Genomic DNA, 17,134 nt, shown 5'->3' with positions numbered 1-17,134 from the left:
TGCGCACCCGCATGCGCACCCACGCCACCTGGCTGCTTGCCATCGCGTGCGTGGCGGGCCCGGCCCTGGCGCAAGACGCCAAGGTCGGCCGCCAGAAGGCGGGTGTGTGCGCAGCCTGCCACGGGCCGTTGGGCCTGTCGGCCACACCCGACGCGCCCAACCTGGCTGGGCAGCCCGCGGAATACATCAGCGCGCAGCTCAAGGCCTACCGAGGCGGCACGCGCAAGCACGAGGTGATGAGCCTGATGGCCAAGCCGCTGAGCGATGCAGACATCGACAACCTGGCCGCATGGTTCTCGTCGCTGAAGGTGCAGGTGACCCCGCCATGACGGCGGTTTCGAAACAACAACTCGACTGGAGACAAACATGATGAGTACCACACGCTATCCGCATTCCAGTGACTCCGCCTCCCGCCGCACCTTGTTGCGCGGCCTGGGAGCTGCCGTCGGCAGCGCCATGATCATTCCGCGCTGGGCACAGGCACAAAGCGCTGCAGGCGCGCCGCTCGGCCCGCCGAGCACCATCACGCAGCCACCGCGAGATTTCGGCCCCGGCGGTGCACCGACCACTTATTTCAGCGACCCGGACGTGCTGACCATCGACCCGATGTTCGACGGCCTGCGCCAGCCGAATGCATCGATCCAGCGTCTGTGGACGGGCGCGCTCTGGTCCGAGGGGCCGGCCTGGAGCTCGGTCGGCAAGTTCCTCGTCTGGAGCGACATCCCCAACAACCGGCAACTGCGCTGGAGCGAAGACGACGGCCACGTCAGCGTGTTCCGCAGCCCTTCGAACAACAGCAACGGCAACACCTTCGACTACCAGGGCAGGCAGCTCTCGTGCGAGCACGTCACGCGGCGCGTGGTGCGCTACGAGCTCGACGGCTCCGTCACCGTGCTGGCCTCGATGTTCAACGGCAAGCGACTCAACTCACCCAACGACGTCGTCTCCCACCCCGACGGCAGCTATTGGTTCACCGACCCACCGTATGGCGCGCAGCTCTACGAAGGCACGGTGGATGCCGCCGGCGGCCCGGCCAACAAGGCCGGCAAGCTCAACCCAAGGCTCGGCCAGCCACCGGAGCTGGGCTCGTACAAACGCGAACTGCCCACTGCGGTCTACCGGCTCGACAAGAGCGGAACCATGACGCAAGTGGCCGGCGAAGACCTGGTGCCCGACCCCAACGGCCTCTGCTTCTCGCCCGACTTCAAGAAGCTCTACATCGTCAGCACCGGCCAGGGCCCCGGCGACACCATCGCGGGCGGCAAGGGCGACATGTACGTGTTCGACGTGGGCTCGGACAACAAGCTCAGCAACGGCAAGCGCTTCAGCGATTTCATGATCGACGGCGTGAACTGCGGCCCCGACGGTGTGCGCGCCGACGTCGACGGCAACCTCTGGTGCTCCAGCAATGCCGGCCGCCGCGTCGGCTACAGCGGCGTGACGGTCTGGACACCGCAAGCCAAGCTGATCGGCCGCATCCGACTCCCCGAGGTCTGCGGCAACATCTGCTTCGGCGGCCCCAAGCGCAACCGGCTCTTCATGGCGGCGAGCCAGTCGCTGTATGCGGTCTACACCGCAACGCAGGGGGCGGCGCCGGCGTGAAGGTCAGTGATGCAGTGACTCCTGCCGGTCGAGGCCGGCCCTGGAACTCGCGGTCTTGGACAGATGGCGGTCCTCCAATGCACAGCCGACCTTGCAGCGGCATGGTGCGGAGCATCCGAGCAGGCAGCGCTAGTCGGAACCGACGGGAAGCGGAATACCCGACTCTGCGAACACTTCTCGCACAACCGCCAAGCCGTTGAGTGCAGCTGGGAACCCTGCGTAGACAGCCATCTGCATCACCACCTCGACGACTTCAATTGGCGAGCAACCGACATGAAGGGCGGCGTGTACGTGCACCCGAAGTTGCGGCTGAGCGTGACCGAGGGCACACAGTGCCGCGACCGTGGCGAGTTCGCGTTCGCGCAGGCCCAGCCCCTTGCGCGCATAGATGTCACCGAACGGGAACTCAACGATGTAGCGCGCGAAATCGGGAAAGGATTTCGCCAGCCCCTCTACAACCGCGAGGCCCGTCGGGCCGTCGACGGCAGCCAGCATGGCGGCACCTCGTTCGTAGCGGTCGGCGCTCATCGTGCGGCTCCATGGCGATATGGACGCGCACTAGCGTCGCGCCACTTTCCGACCGCGAGCTTCGAACCGTTTGTCGACCGAGCCGCGGCGATAGGGATAGGACTCAGAAGGTCTTGAGTGAGTACATGTCTGATGGCCATGAGCAGTTCCTGAGTTTCGATGCAAGCCACTGTAGGAGCGGGTCGCGGCATCTGAAATGACCAAGTTCGTGATACCTTTTTGGTATGTCACCACGCCTGGATTCCCGCTCTCTTGAACTCTTCTTGGCCGTGGCGGACACGTTGAGCTTTCGGCAAGCGGCCGAGACGCTGCACCTATCCCAACCACCGTTGAGCCGTGCGATTCGTGAACTCGAGGAGCGGCTGGGCGCCCGCTTGTTCGACCGCGGTACTCAAGGTGTGAGCCTCACCGACGCCGGCCGCAAGCTGCTGCCCTATGCGCGAAGTGTTGGAAGATTGCTTCGCGAGGCCGAGGCCAGTCTGGCCCATGAGGGCATGCCGCACAGTTTGAGGCTTGGTCTCACGAGCGCCGTCGAACCGGCGTGGTTCAGCGGGCTCGCGGAACGGCTCCAGGCGCGTCATCCCGACACGGCCGTGTCGGTGGTCGTCGACACATCCCCCAGACTCGTGCGCCAACTGCGTGCCGGCCGATTGACGGCAGCTTTCATCGCGCTGCCGACAGAGGCCGCGGGTCTTGACGTGATGGAGCTTGACCGGGTGCCGATGATGGTGGCGATGCCATCGTCCCACCGCCTGGCCCGGCGCCGAACAGTTCAACTCGCCGACCTCGCCGCGGAGGTCATCTTCTGGTTCGAGCGTGCGCGTCAGCCTGCGTTCTACGACCACTGCCAGCGTGTTTTCGCCCACCACGGCTTTGCGCCGCGGAAGGTCAAGGAGCCGACTGACCATCACGTATTGCTTGCGGATGTGGCAGGTGGGCGTGGCATTGCCTTGCTGCCCAAATCGTTTGCAGGACTGCGACGGGCAGGTGTTTCCTATCGAGCCCTGGTCGAGGGTGACGAGCTTGCCGTCGGCATTGGATTGGCTACACCTCGAAGCAAGGAGGTTGTGCGGGAGTTCTTGGTCGCGGGCCTGTACGCCGCGATCCGGGGTGGCGCGGCAGCCGAGCTGTCTCCGCCGGCGTGGCAAGGTCCTCGTCCGCGGACGACAGCGCTGGATGCCGGTCGCGGCCGCGGTGGAAAATGAAAGGCATGCATACACGGCGGCCTCTCGAGCTAACGCGGCAGCAGATCCTGAGCCACCGACGAGAAGCCAATGGGCTCGTCAGGCGGCTGCCACTTGGCGCGGCATCGGTACGACGTGCAGCGTTGGCTGGCCTCCAGGACAGCATGCCGCGAGCAGCGGTGATGTCGCTGCATGCTCGAGTCGCGGGCACGACGCCGGAAGCCTGGGCGGATCCGTCCCTTGTTCAGCTCTGGGGTCCTCGGTTCAGCGCGTACACGGTCGCCGCTGAAGATCAAGCTGTCTTCTCGCTCGGCAGACTTCCGGCTGGTGGTTCGCAGCGGCGCAGGGCCGAGGATCTCGCCGAACGCCTGCACCAATGGCTCGACGGGGAGGAGATGCCCTATTGCGAGGCCGGACGAGGAATGGGCGTCGTTCCCAACTCGCTGCGCTATGCGGCAGCGACCGGCACGGTCCTGATTCGCTGGGACGGCGCCAACCGGCCCACTGTCCGCACCGTCCTGCGGCCGTCGATTGACCCGGCTGAGGCCCAACTCGAGCTTGCACGCCGGCACCTTCAGGTCTTTGGTCCCTCCACCGCTGAGGGCTTCGCCGCATGGACCGGGATCGCGAAGGTCGCCGCAGGTGCGGCGCACAAGGCACTCGCGCCAACCCTGATCCCCGTCAGAACGCCGGTCGGCGACGCCTGGATCCTCGCCGAGCAGGAGGCCGGGTTTCGGGCGATCCCAGGACCCGTTGAAGGCGTGCGGCTTCTGCCGAGCGGGGACGCGTACTTCCTCCTCCAGGGCGCCGATCGCGAGCTGCTGATTCCCGAGGCCGACCGTCGAGCCGCACTGTGGACTTCGCGCGTGTGGCCCGGCGCCATCATGCTCAACGGCGAACTGGTCGGTACATGGCGCCGCGCGGGCCGAGACGTCACGCTCCAGCCGTGGGGGCGGATGTCATCCGCAGATCGCGATGCGGTCACGGCCGAAGCACTGTCGCTACCGCTGCCCGGCAACCCAAATTCGAACCGCGTCCACTGGGTCACCTGAACGCACTGTGGGAAGCCGACGATGACCTCCCACGTCATCGACCACATGCCGCGATACGACGGCTCAACGCCAAGGACGCTCACCATGTCCGACGCCAACACCATCGCGTGACTTACCTGCAAGCCTTGAACTTGATAGCCTCAGATGGCTTGGGCCAGCGTCCTCGCGAACGGCGCATGACTGAAGAAGAACCGCAGATTGCGGGACTGAACAAGCGAGCTGGGGTCGAGCACCCGCGAATAGCGTTCACAGCGATCGCTGATGGCTCACCCGCAATAGCACCCGAGGGCCTTTCATGGCGGTGTCACACCTCCAGGCAATCATCACTCGCTTGAGCAGGTAGGCACCTGCGAAGCGGCCATTCCGCATCACCTGAAACACGGTGCGCTGTGGAAGAAGAAGGCCACGACGTTCACAACTTGAAGGATATCTCTGTGCGATCCCGTTTTAGGTTCTCGCCAATCGCCGTGGCGTTGGTCACGTTGACCTTGCTCGCCGCTTGTGGCGGTCAAAGCGATTCCACTACCGCAGGCGACCCACCAGGAAAATGGGTGACTGGTGACCTCCACGTTCACACGGTGCAGTCGGACGATTCCCGAACCACGCAGACGCTCGATCTGGTGCTGAACAAGGCCTTCGCCATCTACAAGCTCGACTGGATGGCGGTGACCAATCACCTCCGGTCGTCGAAGTACGACAACAACGGCGCGCTTCTGGCCGCACCCGTCGCGTTCGCGTATGGAATGGAGTCCTATGAGATTCCCCGCGTGAAAGCATTGCAAGCGGCAGGCACGTATGCCGACAAACTGATCTTCTCGGCGTTCGAGTGGGACATGCCGACCCATGACCACCTGGGCATCGGACTGTTCGAAGGGGGCTCGCCGATGGTGGCCGCAACGAACGGGGCCAAGGAGTTTCAATACGCGTTCACCACGGCGCCCGAGTCGCTGTTCGAGGCGGCCGACGTGGCGCGATGGAAGACGACGTATCCGCAGCGCTTCAACACCACCGCGGCCGATGCGCTGCAGGCCATCTCGTGGTTGAAGTCCAACTATCCGACGACCAGCTTCGCCAGCATCAACCACCCGTCTCGCAACCCAGCCAAGTACACCATCAGCGATCTGCGCCAGATGAATGACCTGGCCCCGGACATCGTCTACATGATCGAGGGCATGGTGGGCAACCAGATGGAGCCCAATCGCGGGGGCTACACGTCGGCCTACATCGACGCAAACCTTCCGAACCGAACCTACGGCGGGGTGGACGCCATCGTGGCGAAGCTTGGCGGCACGTGGGACGCGCTGCTCGGCGAGGGGCGGCGTATCTGGAACATCGCCGATTCAGACTCGCACTTCGAGATCGATTCCGCCAGCAACAGCAGTGGTTACTACCCTGGGGAGTATTCGAAGAACCACGTCTGGATGGCAGATGGGGCGAGCGGTGTGTCCGGGTTGCTGAAGAGCCTGCGCGACGGGCGCATGTTCGGTGCGTTCGGCGACCTGATCAACGCACTGGATTTCCGCGTTGCCGGTTCATCGGGTACAGGATTCATGGGTCAGGAGATCAAAGCCGCCCAAGGAGAAAAAGTCACCGTCACGATCCGCTTCAAGAGCCCCGCACTGAACAACTACCAACGCCCGGTCGACAGCGGAACGCTCGGCAACATGAAGCCCGTGGTCGATCACGTCGACCTCATCGTCGGTGACGTCACCGGCAAGGCGGCACCGGGGACACCTGCCTACGACGTTGCGACCAATGCGTCGACGCGGGTGTTGCAGCGCTTCACGGCGGCCGACTGGAAGGTCGATGCAGATGGCTACTTCAGCGTCAGCACCCAGCTCGAAGTGACGAAGAACCAATACCTGCGCTTGCGTGGGACCAACCTGGCACCCGATACCTCCGCGCTCAGTGCCAACGGCGAACCGCTGGCCGATCAGCAGACGAACCTGGCCGACAACACGGCCCGCGTCAATGCCATCAACGACCGCAACTACGCCAGCCTCTGGTTCTATTCGAACCCGGTCTTCGTATCGGTTCGCTGACGAGCACACACCCATCCGACCAAGTCGACTGCTGATGATGTGACGGTTCCCGACCGCTTGGCGGTCGGGAACCGTCCGCATCAAGCTGTCGAGCGTCTCGCCGAGGTCGCCGATCTGATTGCTCCGCGTGACGATGACCTCCCACGTCATCGACCGCCCGCACCGCGAGTCCTAAGGTCACACATGCCGCGATACGACGGCTCAACACCAAGGACTCTCACCATGTCAGACGCCAACACCATCGCCACCACCTACCTGCAAGCCTGGAACGAGACCGACGCCGCGCGGCGTGCCGCGCTGCTGCGCGAGCACTGGACGGCCGACGCCAGCTACGTCGACCCGATGATGTGCGGTGAAGGGCCGGCGCAAATCGGCGCGCTCATCGGTGCGGTGCACGAGCGCTTCCCGGGCTTTCGCTTCTCGCTGCTCGGCACGCCCAATGGCCATGGCGAGCATGTGCGTTTCTCTTGGTCGCTCGGGCCGGCGGGTGCCGAGCCGCCGATCAAGGGCAGCGACGTGGTCTCGCTGCAGGCCGGCCGCATTCGCCGGGTGATCGGCTTTCTGGATCAGGTGCCGGCGGGCGCCTGATCGGCGGCCTCGCGTGTGTGCTCAGGCCGGCGCGATGTCGCCGGCCGCGACGACGCGGTTGCGCCCTGCCTTCTTGGCGCGGTACAGCGCCGCGTCGGCACGGCGGATGACCGCGTCGACGCCCTCGCTGCCGAGATGGGCTTCGGCGACACCGATGCTGACGGTGACCCGCGGCTTGCCGGAGGCGGCCACTTGCAGCAAGGCCCGCTCGGCCAGCACGTGGGCATCGGCCAGGCGGATGCGCGGCAGCAGCACGCAGAACTCTTCCCCGCCCCAGCGTGCGACCACGTCGCCGACACGCAGCCCATCGCGCAGGTTCTGGGCCACGCGTTGCAGCACCTGGTCGCCTTCGCTGTGCCCATGCTCGTCGTTGACGGCCTTGAAGTGGTCGACGTCGACCATCAGCACCACGTAGCCGGGCTCGCCCTGCCGTGCGCGTGAGTGCAGTTCTTCGAGACGCTGCATCAGCCCGCGGCGGTTGACTGCGCCGGTGAGTGCATCGGTCAGCGCCTGCGTTGTCAGGTGCTGCAGCACGCGGCCGAGCACGAGGCGGATGTGAGACAGGTTGATCATGCCGCCGACGAACATCACCAGGATGGCGAGCGGCACGTTGGAGTGGCCTGGCGCGTCGATGGAGATCTTGGTGCTGGAGCCGACGATCAGCGCCTGCACCGCACGCGCCAGCAGGGCCAGCGCCAGCACGGCGTAGCTGGCCGCCAGAACGGTCGCAAAGATCGGCATGGCCTGCCGGCCGCGCTGCCAGATCAGGCGCACCGTGGCGAGCAGCATCACCCCGACGCCCACGCACACATTGGCCACGCGCAGGCCGTGGCCGTTCTCCTGCGCCATGCTGAGTGCGAGCATCGAGACCGTGAAGGCCAGTAACGCCAGGTAGCTCCGCGCGCGGGGGCGCTGATCCCAGTACAGCGCCATGCCGCAGTGCTGCACGGCGATCGCGCCGACGATGAAGATGTCTCCCAGGTTGCGCGGCGCACTGCCCGAGGCCCAGGGCGGCACGTAGAGCATGAGGCCTGCCGCCAGCAACAGCCAGAAGGCGGCGAAAAGGCCTTCTGCCGCGCGCCAGCGCTGCGTGAGGTGCGCTGCCATCGACCAGCCCAGCGCATGAACGAAGAACTGGATCGCCACCAGGGCGATCAGCAGGGGCTGGTCACGCATGGCGAGGGAGAGATTTTCGATCGCTGCACATGCGCTTGGACACCTTCCGCGGCTTGGCGGAGACCTTCTTCGCCAGGCGGAAGTATTACCTACGCCTGCGGCAACGCCATGACGCCTTTCAGCGAACTCGCCCTCGCGTGTGCGCACGAGGGATCCAGTACGCCAACTGCGCGGCGGCTGCAAAGGCGATCACGCCCGTGACGGCGATGCCGGCACCGAGCGACATGGTGGCGGCCAACAAGGACAGCAGCGCTGGCCCGCACGAGGAGCCGAGGTCTGCCATGAGCCGCCAGACGCCGAGGAAGTGCGCACGGCCACGAGCGGGCGAATGGTCGGCACCGAGCGTCATCACCATGCCCGAGCCGATGCCGTTGCCGAAGCCGATGGCCATGGCGGCGATCAGCAGGGTGGTGGCGCCTTGTGTGAACGGCGTGAGCAGCAACGCGGCGCCCATGATGACCATCGACGGCACAGCCACCCGTCGGCGGCCCTTCTGGTCCATCACCTTGCCGGCGGGGTAGAACACCAGCATGTCGATACCACCCGCCAGGCCGTAGATCAGCGAGGCGACCGAAGGCGCGAGGCCCAGGTGGTCGGCCCACAACGGGATCAGCGCCTGCCTCGTGGCCCGCACGGCGCTGACCAACGTGACGCCGACGCCCAACGTGACGAAGACGTGGCGGTGGTCGCGCAGCGTGGACAGCAGCGTGGGCGTGGCAGGCGCGGGCTTGGCCGCATCGGGCTGCGCAGTGGCATGCCGGGTCTCGAGATCTGGAATGCGTGCCGCGACGATCGCCGACACCATCAGCGCCGCGATGCCGACGCCATACGCGCCGATGATTCCGTAGCTGTGGATGGCCGCGGCCGCGATGAAGGGGCCGATGAACAGGCCGATGCGCATGGAGCCGCCGAGTGTGGACAAGGCCCGCGCGCGGAACTCCACCGGCACCGCTTCGGTGAGGTAGCTCTGCCGTGCCAGGCTGAACACCGCCTGCGACATGCCGATCATGAAACTGCCCAGCGCGAAGATGCCGAGGTGGCTGGTTGCCGCGCACAGCGCCATGGCCACGGCACACCACAGCGCAGCCGCCACGATGGCCCAGCGCTCGCCGCGGTGCATGGTGATCAGCGAGGCCGGGATGTTGCTCACCAGCGAGCCCACGCCGATCAGCGTGACGATGAGTGCTGCCATCGGCACCGATGCGCCAAGCTCGCGCGCGGTGAGCGGGATCACCGGCAGGATGGCCCCTTCCCCCAGGCCGAACAGCAAGGACGGGCCGAACGCCGAGACGGCGATGCGTCGCAGCGAGAAAGGTTCAGAAGCCATGGCGGGGAGATCAGGTGGAAGAGGTGCTGCTGATGCACCTCGGGCGTGGGTTCAGCGCTCCGAGACGCGCAGCACGTCGCGCATGGTGACGAACTCTTCTGCCCCGGTCGGGTGGATGCCCAACGTGCGGTCGAACACCGCCTTGGTGAGCCCGCCCTGCAGCGCGACCGCAAAGCCCTGGATCACCTCGCCGGCGTCGAGCCCGACCATGTGCATGCCGACCACGCGGTCGCTCGCGTCGTCGACCAGCAGCTTCATCAGCGTGCGCTCGGTGCTTTCGCTCAGCGTGTGCTGCAGCGCCTTGAAGTCGGCGCGGTACACACGCACGCGGCCGTACTTGGCGCGGGCGGCCTCTTCGCTCAGGCCCACGGTGCCGATGTTCGGGTGGGTGAAGACTGCCGTGGGCACGAGGTCGTAGTCGATCGGGTGGCGCGGCGTCTTGCCTTCGGCGTGGCCGAAGAGCTGGTCGACGAGGTACATCGCTTCGGCCAGGGCCACTGGCGTGAGCGCCTTGCGGCCGATCAGGTCGCCGATGGCATAGATGGACGGAATCTTCGTCTGCAGATGCTCGTTGACGGCCACCGAGCCGTCGGCGTTGAGCGTGATGCCGAGGTCGGCGAGGCCCATGCCGGCGGCACGCGGGCGGCGGCCGGTGGCGTGCAGCACCGCGTCGGCCTCGACCACGCTGCCGTCGCTCAGCGTCACGCGCTGCACATCGCCGACCTTGTCGACGCTGGCGATGGTGCTGTCGAGCCTGAGCGTGAGGCCCTTCTTGCGCATCTCGGTGGCAACGAATTTGGCCACTTCGACGTCGAACCCGCGCAGCAACTGCGGGCCCCGGTGCACCTGCGTCACCTGCGAGCCCAGGCCCTGGAAGATGGAGGCGAACTCGCAGGCGATGTAGCCACCACCCACCACGACGAGGCGCTTGGGGAACGGGTCAATGTCGAACATCGCATCTGAGTCGAGTGCCCATTCGGCCCCGGGGCCGGTGGCCGGCGTGGGCTCGCCGCCGGTCGCCAGCAGGATGTGCTTTGCGGTGAGGCGCTGCTCGCCGCCTTCGCAGTCGACCTCGACGGTGTGCTCGTCGATCAGCCGTGCCCAGCCGCGCAGCAGCTGCACTCCGGCACCGCTGAGCAGGCCTTCGTAGACGCCGTTGAGCCGCGTGATCTCGGTGGCCCGCCGCTGCCGCAGCGTGGCCCAGTCGAACACCGGTTTCTCGCTCTTCCAGCCGAAGCCGTGCGACTGCTCGAAGAGCTCGCCATAGTGCGAGGCGTAGCTGTAGAGCTTCTTCGGGATGCAGCCGACGTTGACGCAGGTGCCGCCCAGCGGGCCGGCTTCGGCCACCACCACGCGCGCGCCGCGCTGCGCGGCCATGCGGCTTGCGCGCACGCCGCCGCTGCCGGCGCCGATCACGAACAGGTCACAGTCATAGCTCGTCATGTCTCGCCTCCCACGTTCATCAAGGCTTGCAGTGTCGCCAATGTGTCGGCTTCGTGCAGCGGCTTGTCATTTCGGATACGCAGCATGCGGGGGAATCGAACCGCGATGCCGCTCTTGTGCCGCGGGCTCTTGTTGATGCCTTCGAAGCCCAGCTCGAACATCAGCGTGGGCTTGACGCTGCGCACCGGGCCGAATTTCTCAAGCGTGGTGGCGCGGATCACTCGGTCGACCTCGCGGAACTCTTCGTCGGTGAGGCCCGAATAAGCCTTGGCAAAGGCGACAAGTTGCAGCGCGTCGGGCTGTGCCGGGTCGCGGCGTTCGATGGCGTCGATCACTTCATGCGCTTCAGCGGCGTCGCGCGGCTGGCGGTTCCACACGGCAAAGGTGTAGTCGGTGTAGACGCTGGCGCGGCGGCCGTGGCCGGCTTGCGCGTAGATGAGCACCGCGTCGACGCTGAGCGGCGCGATCTTCCACTTCCACCAGGTGCCATCGGCCTTGGTGCGGCCGCTGCCGTAGCGCGACGCATGGTGCTTGAGCATGAAACCCTCGACACCACGTGCACGCGACTCTTCGCGCAGTGTGGCCAGCTCTTGCCAGGTGGCGCGCTGCTCGACGGGCGAGACGCTGAGGGTGGTCTCGCGCGTCAGCTCCAGCAGCTTCTCGCGGCGCTGATGTTGCGGCCACTCGCGCACGTCTTGGCCCTGCCACTCCAGCAGGTCGTAGGCCATGAAGCTGACCGGCGCGTCGGCGAGCACTTTCTTGTTGAGGGTCTTGCGGCCGATGCGTTGCTGCAGCAGGTTGAAGGGGGCGGGTTTGCCATCCTTCCAGACAAGGATTTCGCCATCGAGCACGGTGCCATCGGGCAGTTGGCCGGCGAGTGCCACGACCTCGGGGAAGCGATCAGTGACGAGTTCTTCGCCCCGTGACCAGATCCAGATGTTGCCGGCGCGGCGCACCACCTGCGCACGGATGCCGTCGTACTTCCACTCGACCAACCAGTCGCTCGGCGGGCCGAGCTTGGGCTCGAAGTCCGACAGTGGCAGCTCGAGCGCATGGGCCAGGAAGAAGGGATACGGCTGGCCGGAATCGGCCTGCGGCACGGCGTCGTGCGACAACAGGTTTCGGTACAGCGCCGCGTCGGGCCGCGCGGTCTTGTCGGTGAAGCCCATCATGCGCTGCGCGACCAGCTTGGCATCCAGTCGCGCATGGGCCGCGAGGGCACGCTGCACGAGCAGCTTGCTCACGCCGACGCGAAAGCCACCGCCGATGAGCTTGGTGAGCACAAAGCGGCCTGTGGTGTCGAGCTCGTCCCAGTAGGCGGCGATGCGCTCGGCCTGCTGCTCGGGTGTGGCATCGCGCAGCGGCAGCAGGCGCTGCTCTACCCAGGTGGCGAGGCCGACGTCGCTGACGTTCGTGGCCATGGGCAGCACGTGCGCGATGGTCTCCGCCAGGTCGCCGACCGCCTGGTAGCACTCGTCGAACAACCATGGCGCAATGCCGGCCCGCTGGCGGGCCAGCTCGCTGAGCGTGCCGGTGGGAACGACCTGGCGCGGCTTGCCACCGGAGAGAAAGTACACCGCCCACGCGGCATCCGCATCGCTCACCTGGTCGAAATAGCGCTTCAGCGCATCGACCTTGGCGTTGGTCGCGGTGCTCGCGTCGAGCTCGTTGAAGAGTTGGGCGAAGCGTTTCATGGCCGGCGCTTCACTCGTTGCTTTCGACGTCACCGGCGGGCTTCTGCACGTCGGCGCGTTCGTCGTCGTATTCGGTTTCGAACGCGCCGGCCTGCAGGCCCTGCTCTTCGAGCCAGCGGACCATGATGGCCTCGTAGCCGTGCGTGACGATCACGCGCTGTGCGCCGGTGGCGGCAATGGCGCGCTGCAGGCCGGGCCAGTCGGCGTGGTCGCTGAGCACGAAGCCACGGTCGACGGCACGGCGTCGGCGCGCGCCACGGAGCTGCATCCAGCCGCTGGCGAAGGCGTCGCTGTAGTCGCCGAAGCGCTTGGTCCAGGGGGAGCCTTGCACCGAGGGCGGCGCGACGATCAAGGCTTTGGAGAGTGCGGCCTTGTCCAGCTCGTTTGCGTTGTGCGTGGGCGGCAGCGCCACACCGGCCTCGCGGTAGGCGCGGTTCAGCGGCTCGACCGCGCCATGCACGACGATGGGCCCGATGCCTGCATCCACACCCGCCAGGATGCGCTGCGCCTTGCCGAAGCTGTAGCCCATCAGCAGGCTGGCGCGGCCGGCCTGGGCGTTGGCGCGCCACCAGCCGTTGATGTCCTCGAACACCTCGCGCTGCGGAAGCCAGCGGTAGATGGGCAGGCCGAAGGTCGACTCGGTGACGAAGCAATGGCAGCGCACCGGCTCGAACGGCTCGCAGGTGGTGTTGCCATCCCCGACCCCAGAGACGAAGTAGTCACCCGACGCGACCCACACCTCGCCGTCGTGCTCGATGCGAACCTGAGCCGAACCCAGCACATGGCCGGCGGGGTGAAGGCTCAGGCGCACGCCGTGGTGGTCGATCACCTCGCCGTAGTTCAGCGTCTGCAGCGTGATCTCGCCGAGCCGGGAACGCAGCACGCCTTCGGACTTGGCCGACGCGAGGTAGTGGCCATGCCCCATGCGCGCGTGGTCACCGTGGGCATGCGTGATGACCGCCCGGCCGACCGGGCGCCACGGGTCGATGTAGAAATCACCGGGCGGGCAATACAGGCCTTCGGGGCGTTGGACGATCAGGTCCATGGCTGTCGCTCAATATCTGCCGGTCGCGCCTGCGATGCGCAAGTAGATGTGGGCACACCAGGCGACGAAGCCGCGTCTGAGCGCGCCTTGCAGGGAGCGCATGCGGGCTTGCGTCGGGTCGATCTCGCGCGAAGCGGCCACGGCGTTGTCGAACTGGGCGGCCAGCGCGTTCGTGAAGTTGGCATCGCGGATGACGACGTTCGCTTCGAGGTTGAGCAACAGGGACAGCGGGTCGATGTTGGAGCTGCCGACCGTGGCCCAGCCTTCGTCCACCAAGCCGATCTTGGCGTGCAGGTAGGCCGGCGTGTACTCGAACACGCGCACGCCGGCACCGATGAGCTCGTCGTACAGCGCGCGCGCTGCCAGCGCGGCAATGCGGTAGTCGACCTTGCCTTGCAGCAGCAGGCGCACCTCGACACCGCGTTTCGCCGCGCCGAGCAGCACGCGCAGGAAGGCGCGGCCGGGGTAGAAATACGGCGAGATCAAATCGACGCGCTCGCGTGCGTTGCGGATGGCGTCGATGTAGCTGCGTTCGATGGCGCGGCGCCGCCGCAGGTTGTCTCGCATCACGAACGATGCGCGCACCGGCAACAGCTCGTCGAGCCCGCTGGCCACGGCCGCGCCCTTGGGCATGCGCAGGCGGCGCAGCAGGCGCTTGGCCCGCGCGACGGGCTCGGCGCTGCGGGCGAGCGCCGCCATCTCCTTGCCGAAGTGGCGGCCGATGCGCGCACGCGTCCACAAGGCACGTGTGGCCTGCTCGACCGATGAGACCACCGGGCCGCGCAGCTCGACGGCGTAGTCGAGCCGGGGCTCGTCACTCCAGCCGTGGACCTGGTCGAAGCGGTCGTCGAGCAGGTTGACGCCGCCAACGAAGGCCACTGCGCCATCGACGACGCACAGCTTCTGGTGCAGCCGGCGCAGCTGGCCAGGCTGCAGCCAGCTCCACCAGCGGTCGAGCGGGCGGAACACGGCCATCTGGACGCCGGCGTCGTCGAAATGCCCGCGCAGCTCCTGCAGGTTGCTGCGCGTGCCGAAACCATCGACCAGCACCTTGACCTGCACGCCGCGCCGCGCAGCATCGACCAAGGCCTGCGTGACGGTGGCCACCGTACCGTGGTTGTCGTAGATGTAGGTGGCGAGCCAGACTTCGTGGCGCGCCTTCTCGATGGCGCGCACCATGGCTGGGAACAAGGCATCGCCACCGCGCAGCAGCACGGCCTTGTTGCCGCCGCTGTAGACCGCGCGGCGCCACGCGTGCATCAGCGAATCGGGCGGCGATTCGGCGGCTTCGGCGCGGTCGTGATCCATCAGGCGAGTTCGAGGTCGGCCACGAGTGGCAGGTGGTCGGACATGCGCGCCCACGCATTGCCGCGCGGCACGAAGGTCGCGGTGCAGCGAAAGCCACGCGTGTAGATGCGGTCGAGGGAGAACAGCGGCACGCGCGACGGGAAGGTGCGTTGCGACGCGCTGCCCGCGTGCTCGGCGCGCATCAGCCCCATCTCGCGCATGGGGGCGTCGAGCTTCTCGCCCCAGTCGTTGAAATCGCCGGCCAGCACGACCGGCTCGTGGCGCGGCACCTTGCTCGACAAGAAGGCGGCGATGCGCTCGACCTGGCGCACGCGGCTGGCATGCATGAGGCCCAGGTGCGCGACGATGGCGTGCACCTGCGTGCCGTGCCAGTCGACCAGCACGTGCAGCAGGCCGCGCTGCTCGAAGCGGTGGTCGGAGACGTCGTGGTGGCCGACGTCTTCGCCCAGCGGCCAGCGCGACAGCAGCGCGTTGCCGTGCTCGCCATCGCGCGTGATGGCGTTGGTGCGGTAGGCCACGTCATAGCCTTCGGGCGCGAGGTGGTTGGCCTGCGGCACACGGGGCCAACCGAAATGCGTGTCGGGAAAGCGCAGCGCCTCGCCGTGGTTGAAGTTGCGCACTTCCTGCAGAAAGATCATGTCGGCATCGAGCGCTTCGACGCCGAGGCCGATGTTGTGGATCTCGAGCCGCTTGCGCGGGCCGATGCCGCGCACGCCCTTGTGGATGTTGTAGGTGGCCACCCGCAGAACGTGCGCGGGGTGCAGGGTGGACGAAGCAGCACCACGGGTCATGAAAACCTTGGGAGTTGAAGAATGGCTTCGGCATTGGACGGCGAGAAGCAGCGGTCCGCCGCCTCGCGCCACGGCAGCCACTGGTAGCGAAGATGCTCTCGCGGGGCCAGGGCAATGGGTGTGCCGCGTGGCACGCGCAGGCCGAACACATGCTCGGTGTTATGCGTCACGCCCGGCGCATAGCGATGCCGCCACACCGGGTAGATCTCGTAGACGTTGCGCAGATTCCAGTCGCGCAGATTGGCCAGCGGCACGGCGGGCGAACCGATCTCGATGCCGGTTTCTTCTGCCACCTCGCGCACGGCGGTCTCGGTGAGCGGCTCGTCGACACGGTCCTTGGAGCCGGTGACGCTCTGCCAGAAGCCGGGCTGGTCGGCGCGTTCGATCAGCAACACCTCGAGTTCGTCAGTGTGAATGACGATGAGGACGGATTCGGGGATCTTGGGCGGGCGGGTCTGCATCAGCACCGATCTTGCCATCGGGTCGCGGCTCCTGTCGCGGCAAAGGGCGATGCCGACCTTCTCAGGGTTGCTACCTGCCCACCTTCACCGCCACGGCGGGCGGCAATTCCTTCGACTGCAGCATGCGCACCTGGGTGACGAGGTGGTTGTGCGCATCGAGAAAGGCGGCGGCGATCACCTTGCCTTCGTTGCTGTTGCTCCAACCCGCACCCGCCGCACCACCGAGCTTGCCAAGCACCACGCCGCCCATGCCGAGGTCGGTGACGCGCACCGAGCCCGTGGAGGCGGCCAGCTGCTCGGTGGTCTCGTTGTCGGTGAGCAGCAGCGCGACCTGCGCTTCTTTCAGCTTCACGCTTTCGGCCACGCCGACGAACTTGTTGAGCACCGGAATCATCGCGAGGATGCCGCCGATCTCGCGGCCCGCGTTCTGTTCGTTGAAGGTGAGGCTGGGCGTCAGCGTGTACTGCGCCTCATAGCCCTTGCCTTTGGCGACCGTGCTGTTCTGGCGCACGATGCCGGCGTTCTTGAGCTCCTGCTCCTGCACTGTGGCTTTGAGGCCGGCCGCGCGGTCGACCACGCGGAAGCAGCCGCTCTGCTGGGCCAGCAAGCGCACCAGCGGTACCGGTGACTGCGGCAGGTTGTAGCCGGTGACCATGGTGTAGCCGTTGGGGTTCTCGACGAGTGCCAGCGTCGCCACCGGCGCGTCGCACTTCACCAGTTCGCGTGCCGCGCTTTGCGCGCCCGCCGGCCCGGCCGAGCCGGTGACCACCGAGCCACCCTGCCCGAGTTCAGCGCCCTGTTTGCCGCAGCCGGACAAGACCATCAGCGCCGACGCGAAGGTCACGATGGCGGCATGTCGATTCATTTTGATTTGCATGCATTGCTCCCTGGAA

The 17,134-nt window shown here is 66.7% G+C and carries 16 protein-coding genes; 6 read left to right on the top strand and 10 right to left on the bottom strand.

The window, feature by feature from the left end; translation table 11 throughout:
* The first annotated feature begins 11 nt into the window (after positions 1–11).
* Both AC1DYS_RS17135 and AC1DYS_RS17130 read left to right on the top strand, forming a co-directional pair.
* A complete protein-coding gene (locus AC1DYS_RS17135; RefSeq protein WP_477901241.1) occupies positions 12–329 on the top strand; it encodes a c-type cytochrome in 318 nt (105 codons plus the stop codon).
* 37 nt (positions 330–366) lie between these two features.
* Positions 367–1,602, top strand: coding sequence for an SMP-30/gluconolactonase/LRE family protein (locus AC1DYS_RS17130; RefSeq protein WP_477901239.1), 1,236 nt, complete (start codon positions 367–369; stop codon positions 1,600–1,602).
* Positions 1,603–1,731: 129 nt separating this feature from the next.
* Here the strand turns inward: AC1DYS_RS17130 and AC1DYS_RS17125 are convergent, their stop codons facing one another.
* Positions 1,732–2,130, bottom strand: coding sequence for a carboxymuconolactone decarboxylase family protein (locus AC1DYS_RS17125; protein ID WP_477901237.1), 399 nt, complete (start codon positions 2,128–2,130; stop codon positions 1,732–1,734).
* A gap of 224 nt (positions 2,131–2,354) precedes the next feature.
* On the opposite strand from AC1DYS_RS17125, the gene AC1DYS_RS17120 reads away from it, so the two are divergent.
* From AC1DYS_RS17120 to AC1DYS_RS17105, 4 genes are all read left to right on the top strand, one after another.
* Positions 2,355–3,335, top strand: coding sequence for a LysR family transcriptional regulator (locus tag AC1DYS_RS17120; RefSeq protein ID WP_477901235.1), 981 nt, complete (start codon positions 2,355–2,357; stop codon positions 3,333–3,335).
* The gene (locus tag AC1DYS_RS17115; RefSeq protein ID WP_477901233.1) at positions 3,332–4,366 is read left to right on the top strand and encodes a DNA glycosylase AlkZ-like family protein; all 1,035 of its coding nucleotides are present in this window, start codon (positions 3,332–3,334) and stop codon (positions 4,364–4,366) included. Before AC1DYS_RS17120 ends, AC1DYS_RS17115 begins: the two co-directional genes overlap by 4 nt.
* 551 nt (positions 4,367–4,917) lie before the next feature.
* Positions 4,918–6,408: a CehA/McbA family metallohydrolase domain-containing protein gene (locus AC1DYS_RS17110; protein ID WP_477901231.1), complete on the top strand. Its 1,491-nt coding sequence runs from the start codon at positions 4,918–4,920 to the stop codon at positions 6,406–6,408.
* Between the two features lie 222 nt (positions 6,409–6,630).
* A complete protein-coding gene (locus tag AC1DYS_RS17105; protein ID WP_477901229.1) occupies positions 6,631–6,996 on the top strand; it encodes a nuclear transport factor 2 family protein in 366 nt (121 codons plus the stop codon).
* A gap of 21 nt (positions 6,997–7,017) precedes the next feature.
* Here AC1DYS_RS17105 and AC1DYS_RS17100 read toward each other — a convergent pair whose 3' ends face one another.
* The 9 genes from AC1DYS_RS17100 to AC1DYS_RS17060 form a co-directional block, all read right to left on the bottom strand.
* Entirely contained in the window at positions 7,018–8,172 is a 1,155-nt protein-coding gene (locus tag AC1DYS_RS17100) for a GGDEF domain-containing protein (RefSeq protein WP_477901227.1), read from the bottom strand.
* Between the two features lie 118 nt (positions 8,173–8,290).
* The gene (locus tag AC1DYS_RS17095) at positions 8,291–9,499 is read right to left on the bottom strand and encodes an MFS transporter (RefSeq protein WP_477901226.1); all 1,209 of its coding nucleotides are present in this window, start codon (positions 9,497–9,499) and stop codon (positions 8,291–8,293) included.
* A 51-nt stretch (positions 9,500–9,550) separates the two neighbouring features.
* The gene (gene gorA / locus AC1DYS_RS17090; RefSeq protein WP_477901224.1) at positions 9,551–10,942 is read right to left on the bottom strand and encodes a glutathione-disulfide reductase; all 1,392 of its coding nucleotides are present in this window, start codon (positions 10,940–10,942) and stop codon (positions 9,551–9,553) included.
* Positions 10,939–12,636, bottom strand: coding sequence for an ATP-dependent DNA ligase (locus AC1DYS_RS17085; protein ID WP_477901222.1), 1,698 nt, complete (start codon positions 12,634–12,636; stop codon positions 10,939–10,941). The genes gorA and AC1DYS_RS17085 overlap by 4 nt, the downstream gene beginning before the upstream one ends.
* A 10-nt stretch (positions 12,637–12,646) precedes the next feature.
* Entirely contained in the window at positions 12,647–13,681 is a 1,035-nt protein-coding gene (locus AC1DYS_RS17080) for a ligase-associated DNA damage response exonuclease (protein WP_477901220.1), read from the bottom strand.
* Positions 13,682–13,690: 9 nt separating this feature from the next.
* Positions 13,691–14,989: a cardiolipin synthase ClsB gene (gene clsB, locus AC1DYS_RS17075; RefSeq protein ID WP_477901218.1), complete on the bottom strand. Its 1,299-nt coding sequence runs from the start codon at positions 14,987–14,989 to the stop codon at positions 13,691–13,693.
* Positions 14,989–15,780: an endonuclease/exonuclease/phosphatase family protein gene (locus AC1DYS_RS17070; protein WP_477901216.1), complete on the bottom strand. Its 792-nt coding sequence runs from the start codon at positions 15,778–15,780 to the stop codon at positions 14,989–14,991. The genes clsB and AC1DYS_RS17070 overlap by 1 nt, the downstream gene beginning before the upstream one ends.
* Positions 15,777–16,259, bottom strand: a complete 483-nt coding sequence (gene nudB / locus AC1DYS_RS17065) for a dihydroneopterin triphosphate diphosphatase (RefSeq protein ID WP_477901214.1) — start codon at positions 16,257–16,259, stop codon at positions 15,777–15,779. Before nudB ends, AC1DYS_RS17070 begins: the two co-directional genes overlap by 4 nt.
* Before the next feature lie 52 nt (positions 16,260–16,311).
* A complete protein-coding gene (locus tag AC1DYS_RS17060; protein WP_477901212.1) occupies positions 16,312–17,118 on the bottom strand; it encodes a CsgG/HfaB family protein in 807 nt (268 codons plus the stop codon).
* Positions 17,119–17,134 lie beyond the last annotated feature (16 nt).

Source organism: Rhizobacter sp. P2_G4, from assembly GCF_056403575.1.
The sequence above is the reverse complement of the archived record's forward strand: the minus strand, read 5'-3'. Positions and strand labels throughout refer to the sequence as shown.

Excerpts from the sequence above, each read along its gene's own strand:
- AC1DYS_RS17135 (WP_477901241.1), top strand. The coding sequence starts at position 12 with ATGCGCACCCACGCCACCTGGCTGCTTGCCATCGCGTGCGTGGCGGGC.
- AC1DYS_RS17130 (WP_477901239.1), top strand. The coding sequence starts at position 367 with ATGATGAGTACCACACGCTATCCGCATTCCAGTGACTCCGCCTCCCGC.
- AC1DYS_RS17125 (WP_477901237.1), bottom strand. The coding sequence starts at position 2,130 with ATGAGCGCCGACCGCTACGAACGAGGTGCCGCCATGCTGGCTGCCGTC.
- AC1DYS_RS17120 (WP_477901235.1), top strand. The coding sequence starts at position 2,355 with ATGTCACCACGCCTGGATTCCCGCTCTCTTGAACTCTTCTTGGCCGTG.
- AC1DYS_RS17115 (WP_477901233.1), top strand. The coding sequence starts at position 3,332 with ATGAAAGGCATGCATACACGGCGGCCTCTCGAGCTAACGCGGCAGCAG.
- AC1DYS_RS17105 (WP_477901229.1), top strand. The coding sequence starts at position 6,631 with ATGTCAGACGCCAACACCATCGCCACCACCTACCTGCAAGCCTGGAAC.
- AC1DYS_RS17100 (WP_477901227.1), bottom strand. The coding sequence starts at position 8,172 with ATGCGTGACCAGCCCCTGCTGATCGCCCTGGTGGCGATCCAGTTCTTC.
- AC1DYS_RS17095 (WP_477901226.1), bottom strand. The coding sequence starts at position 9,499 with ATGGCTTCTGAACCTTTCTCGCTGCGACGCATCGCCGTCTCGGCGTTC.
- gorA (WP_477901224.1), bottom strand. The coding sequence starts at position 10,942 with ATGACGAGCTATGACTGTGACCTGTTCGTGATCGGCGCCGGCAGCGGC.
- AC1DYS_RS17085 (WP_477901222.1), bottom strand. The coding sequence starts at position 12,636 with ATGAAACGCTTCGCCCAACTCTTCAACGAGCTCGACGCGAGCACCGCG.
- AC1DYS_RS17080 (WP_477901220.1), bottom strand. The coding sequence starts at position 13,681 with ATGGACCTGATCGTCCAACGCCCCGAAGGCCTGTATTGCCCGCCCGGT.
- clsB (WP_477901218.1), bottom strand. The coding sequence starts at position 14,989 with ATGGATCACGACCGCGCCGAAGCCGCCGAATCGCCGCCCGATTCGCTG.
- AC1DYS_RS17070 (WP_477901216.1), bottom strand. The coding sequence starts at position 15,780 with ATGACCCGTGGTGCTGCTTCGTCCACCCTGCACCCCGCGCACGTTCTG.
- nudB (WP_477901214.1), bottom strand. The coding sequence starts at position 16,259 with ATGGCAAGATCGGTGCTGATGCAGACCCGCCCGCCCAAGATCCCCGAA.
- AC1DYS_RS17060 (WP_477901212.1), bottom strand. The coding sequence starts at position 17,118 with ATGCAAATCAAAATGAATCGACATGCCGCCATCGTGACCTTCGCGTCG.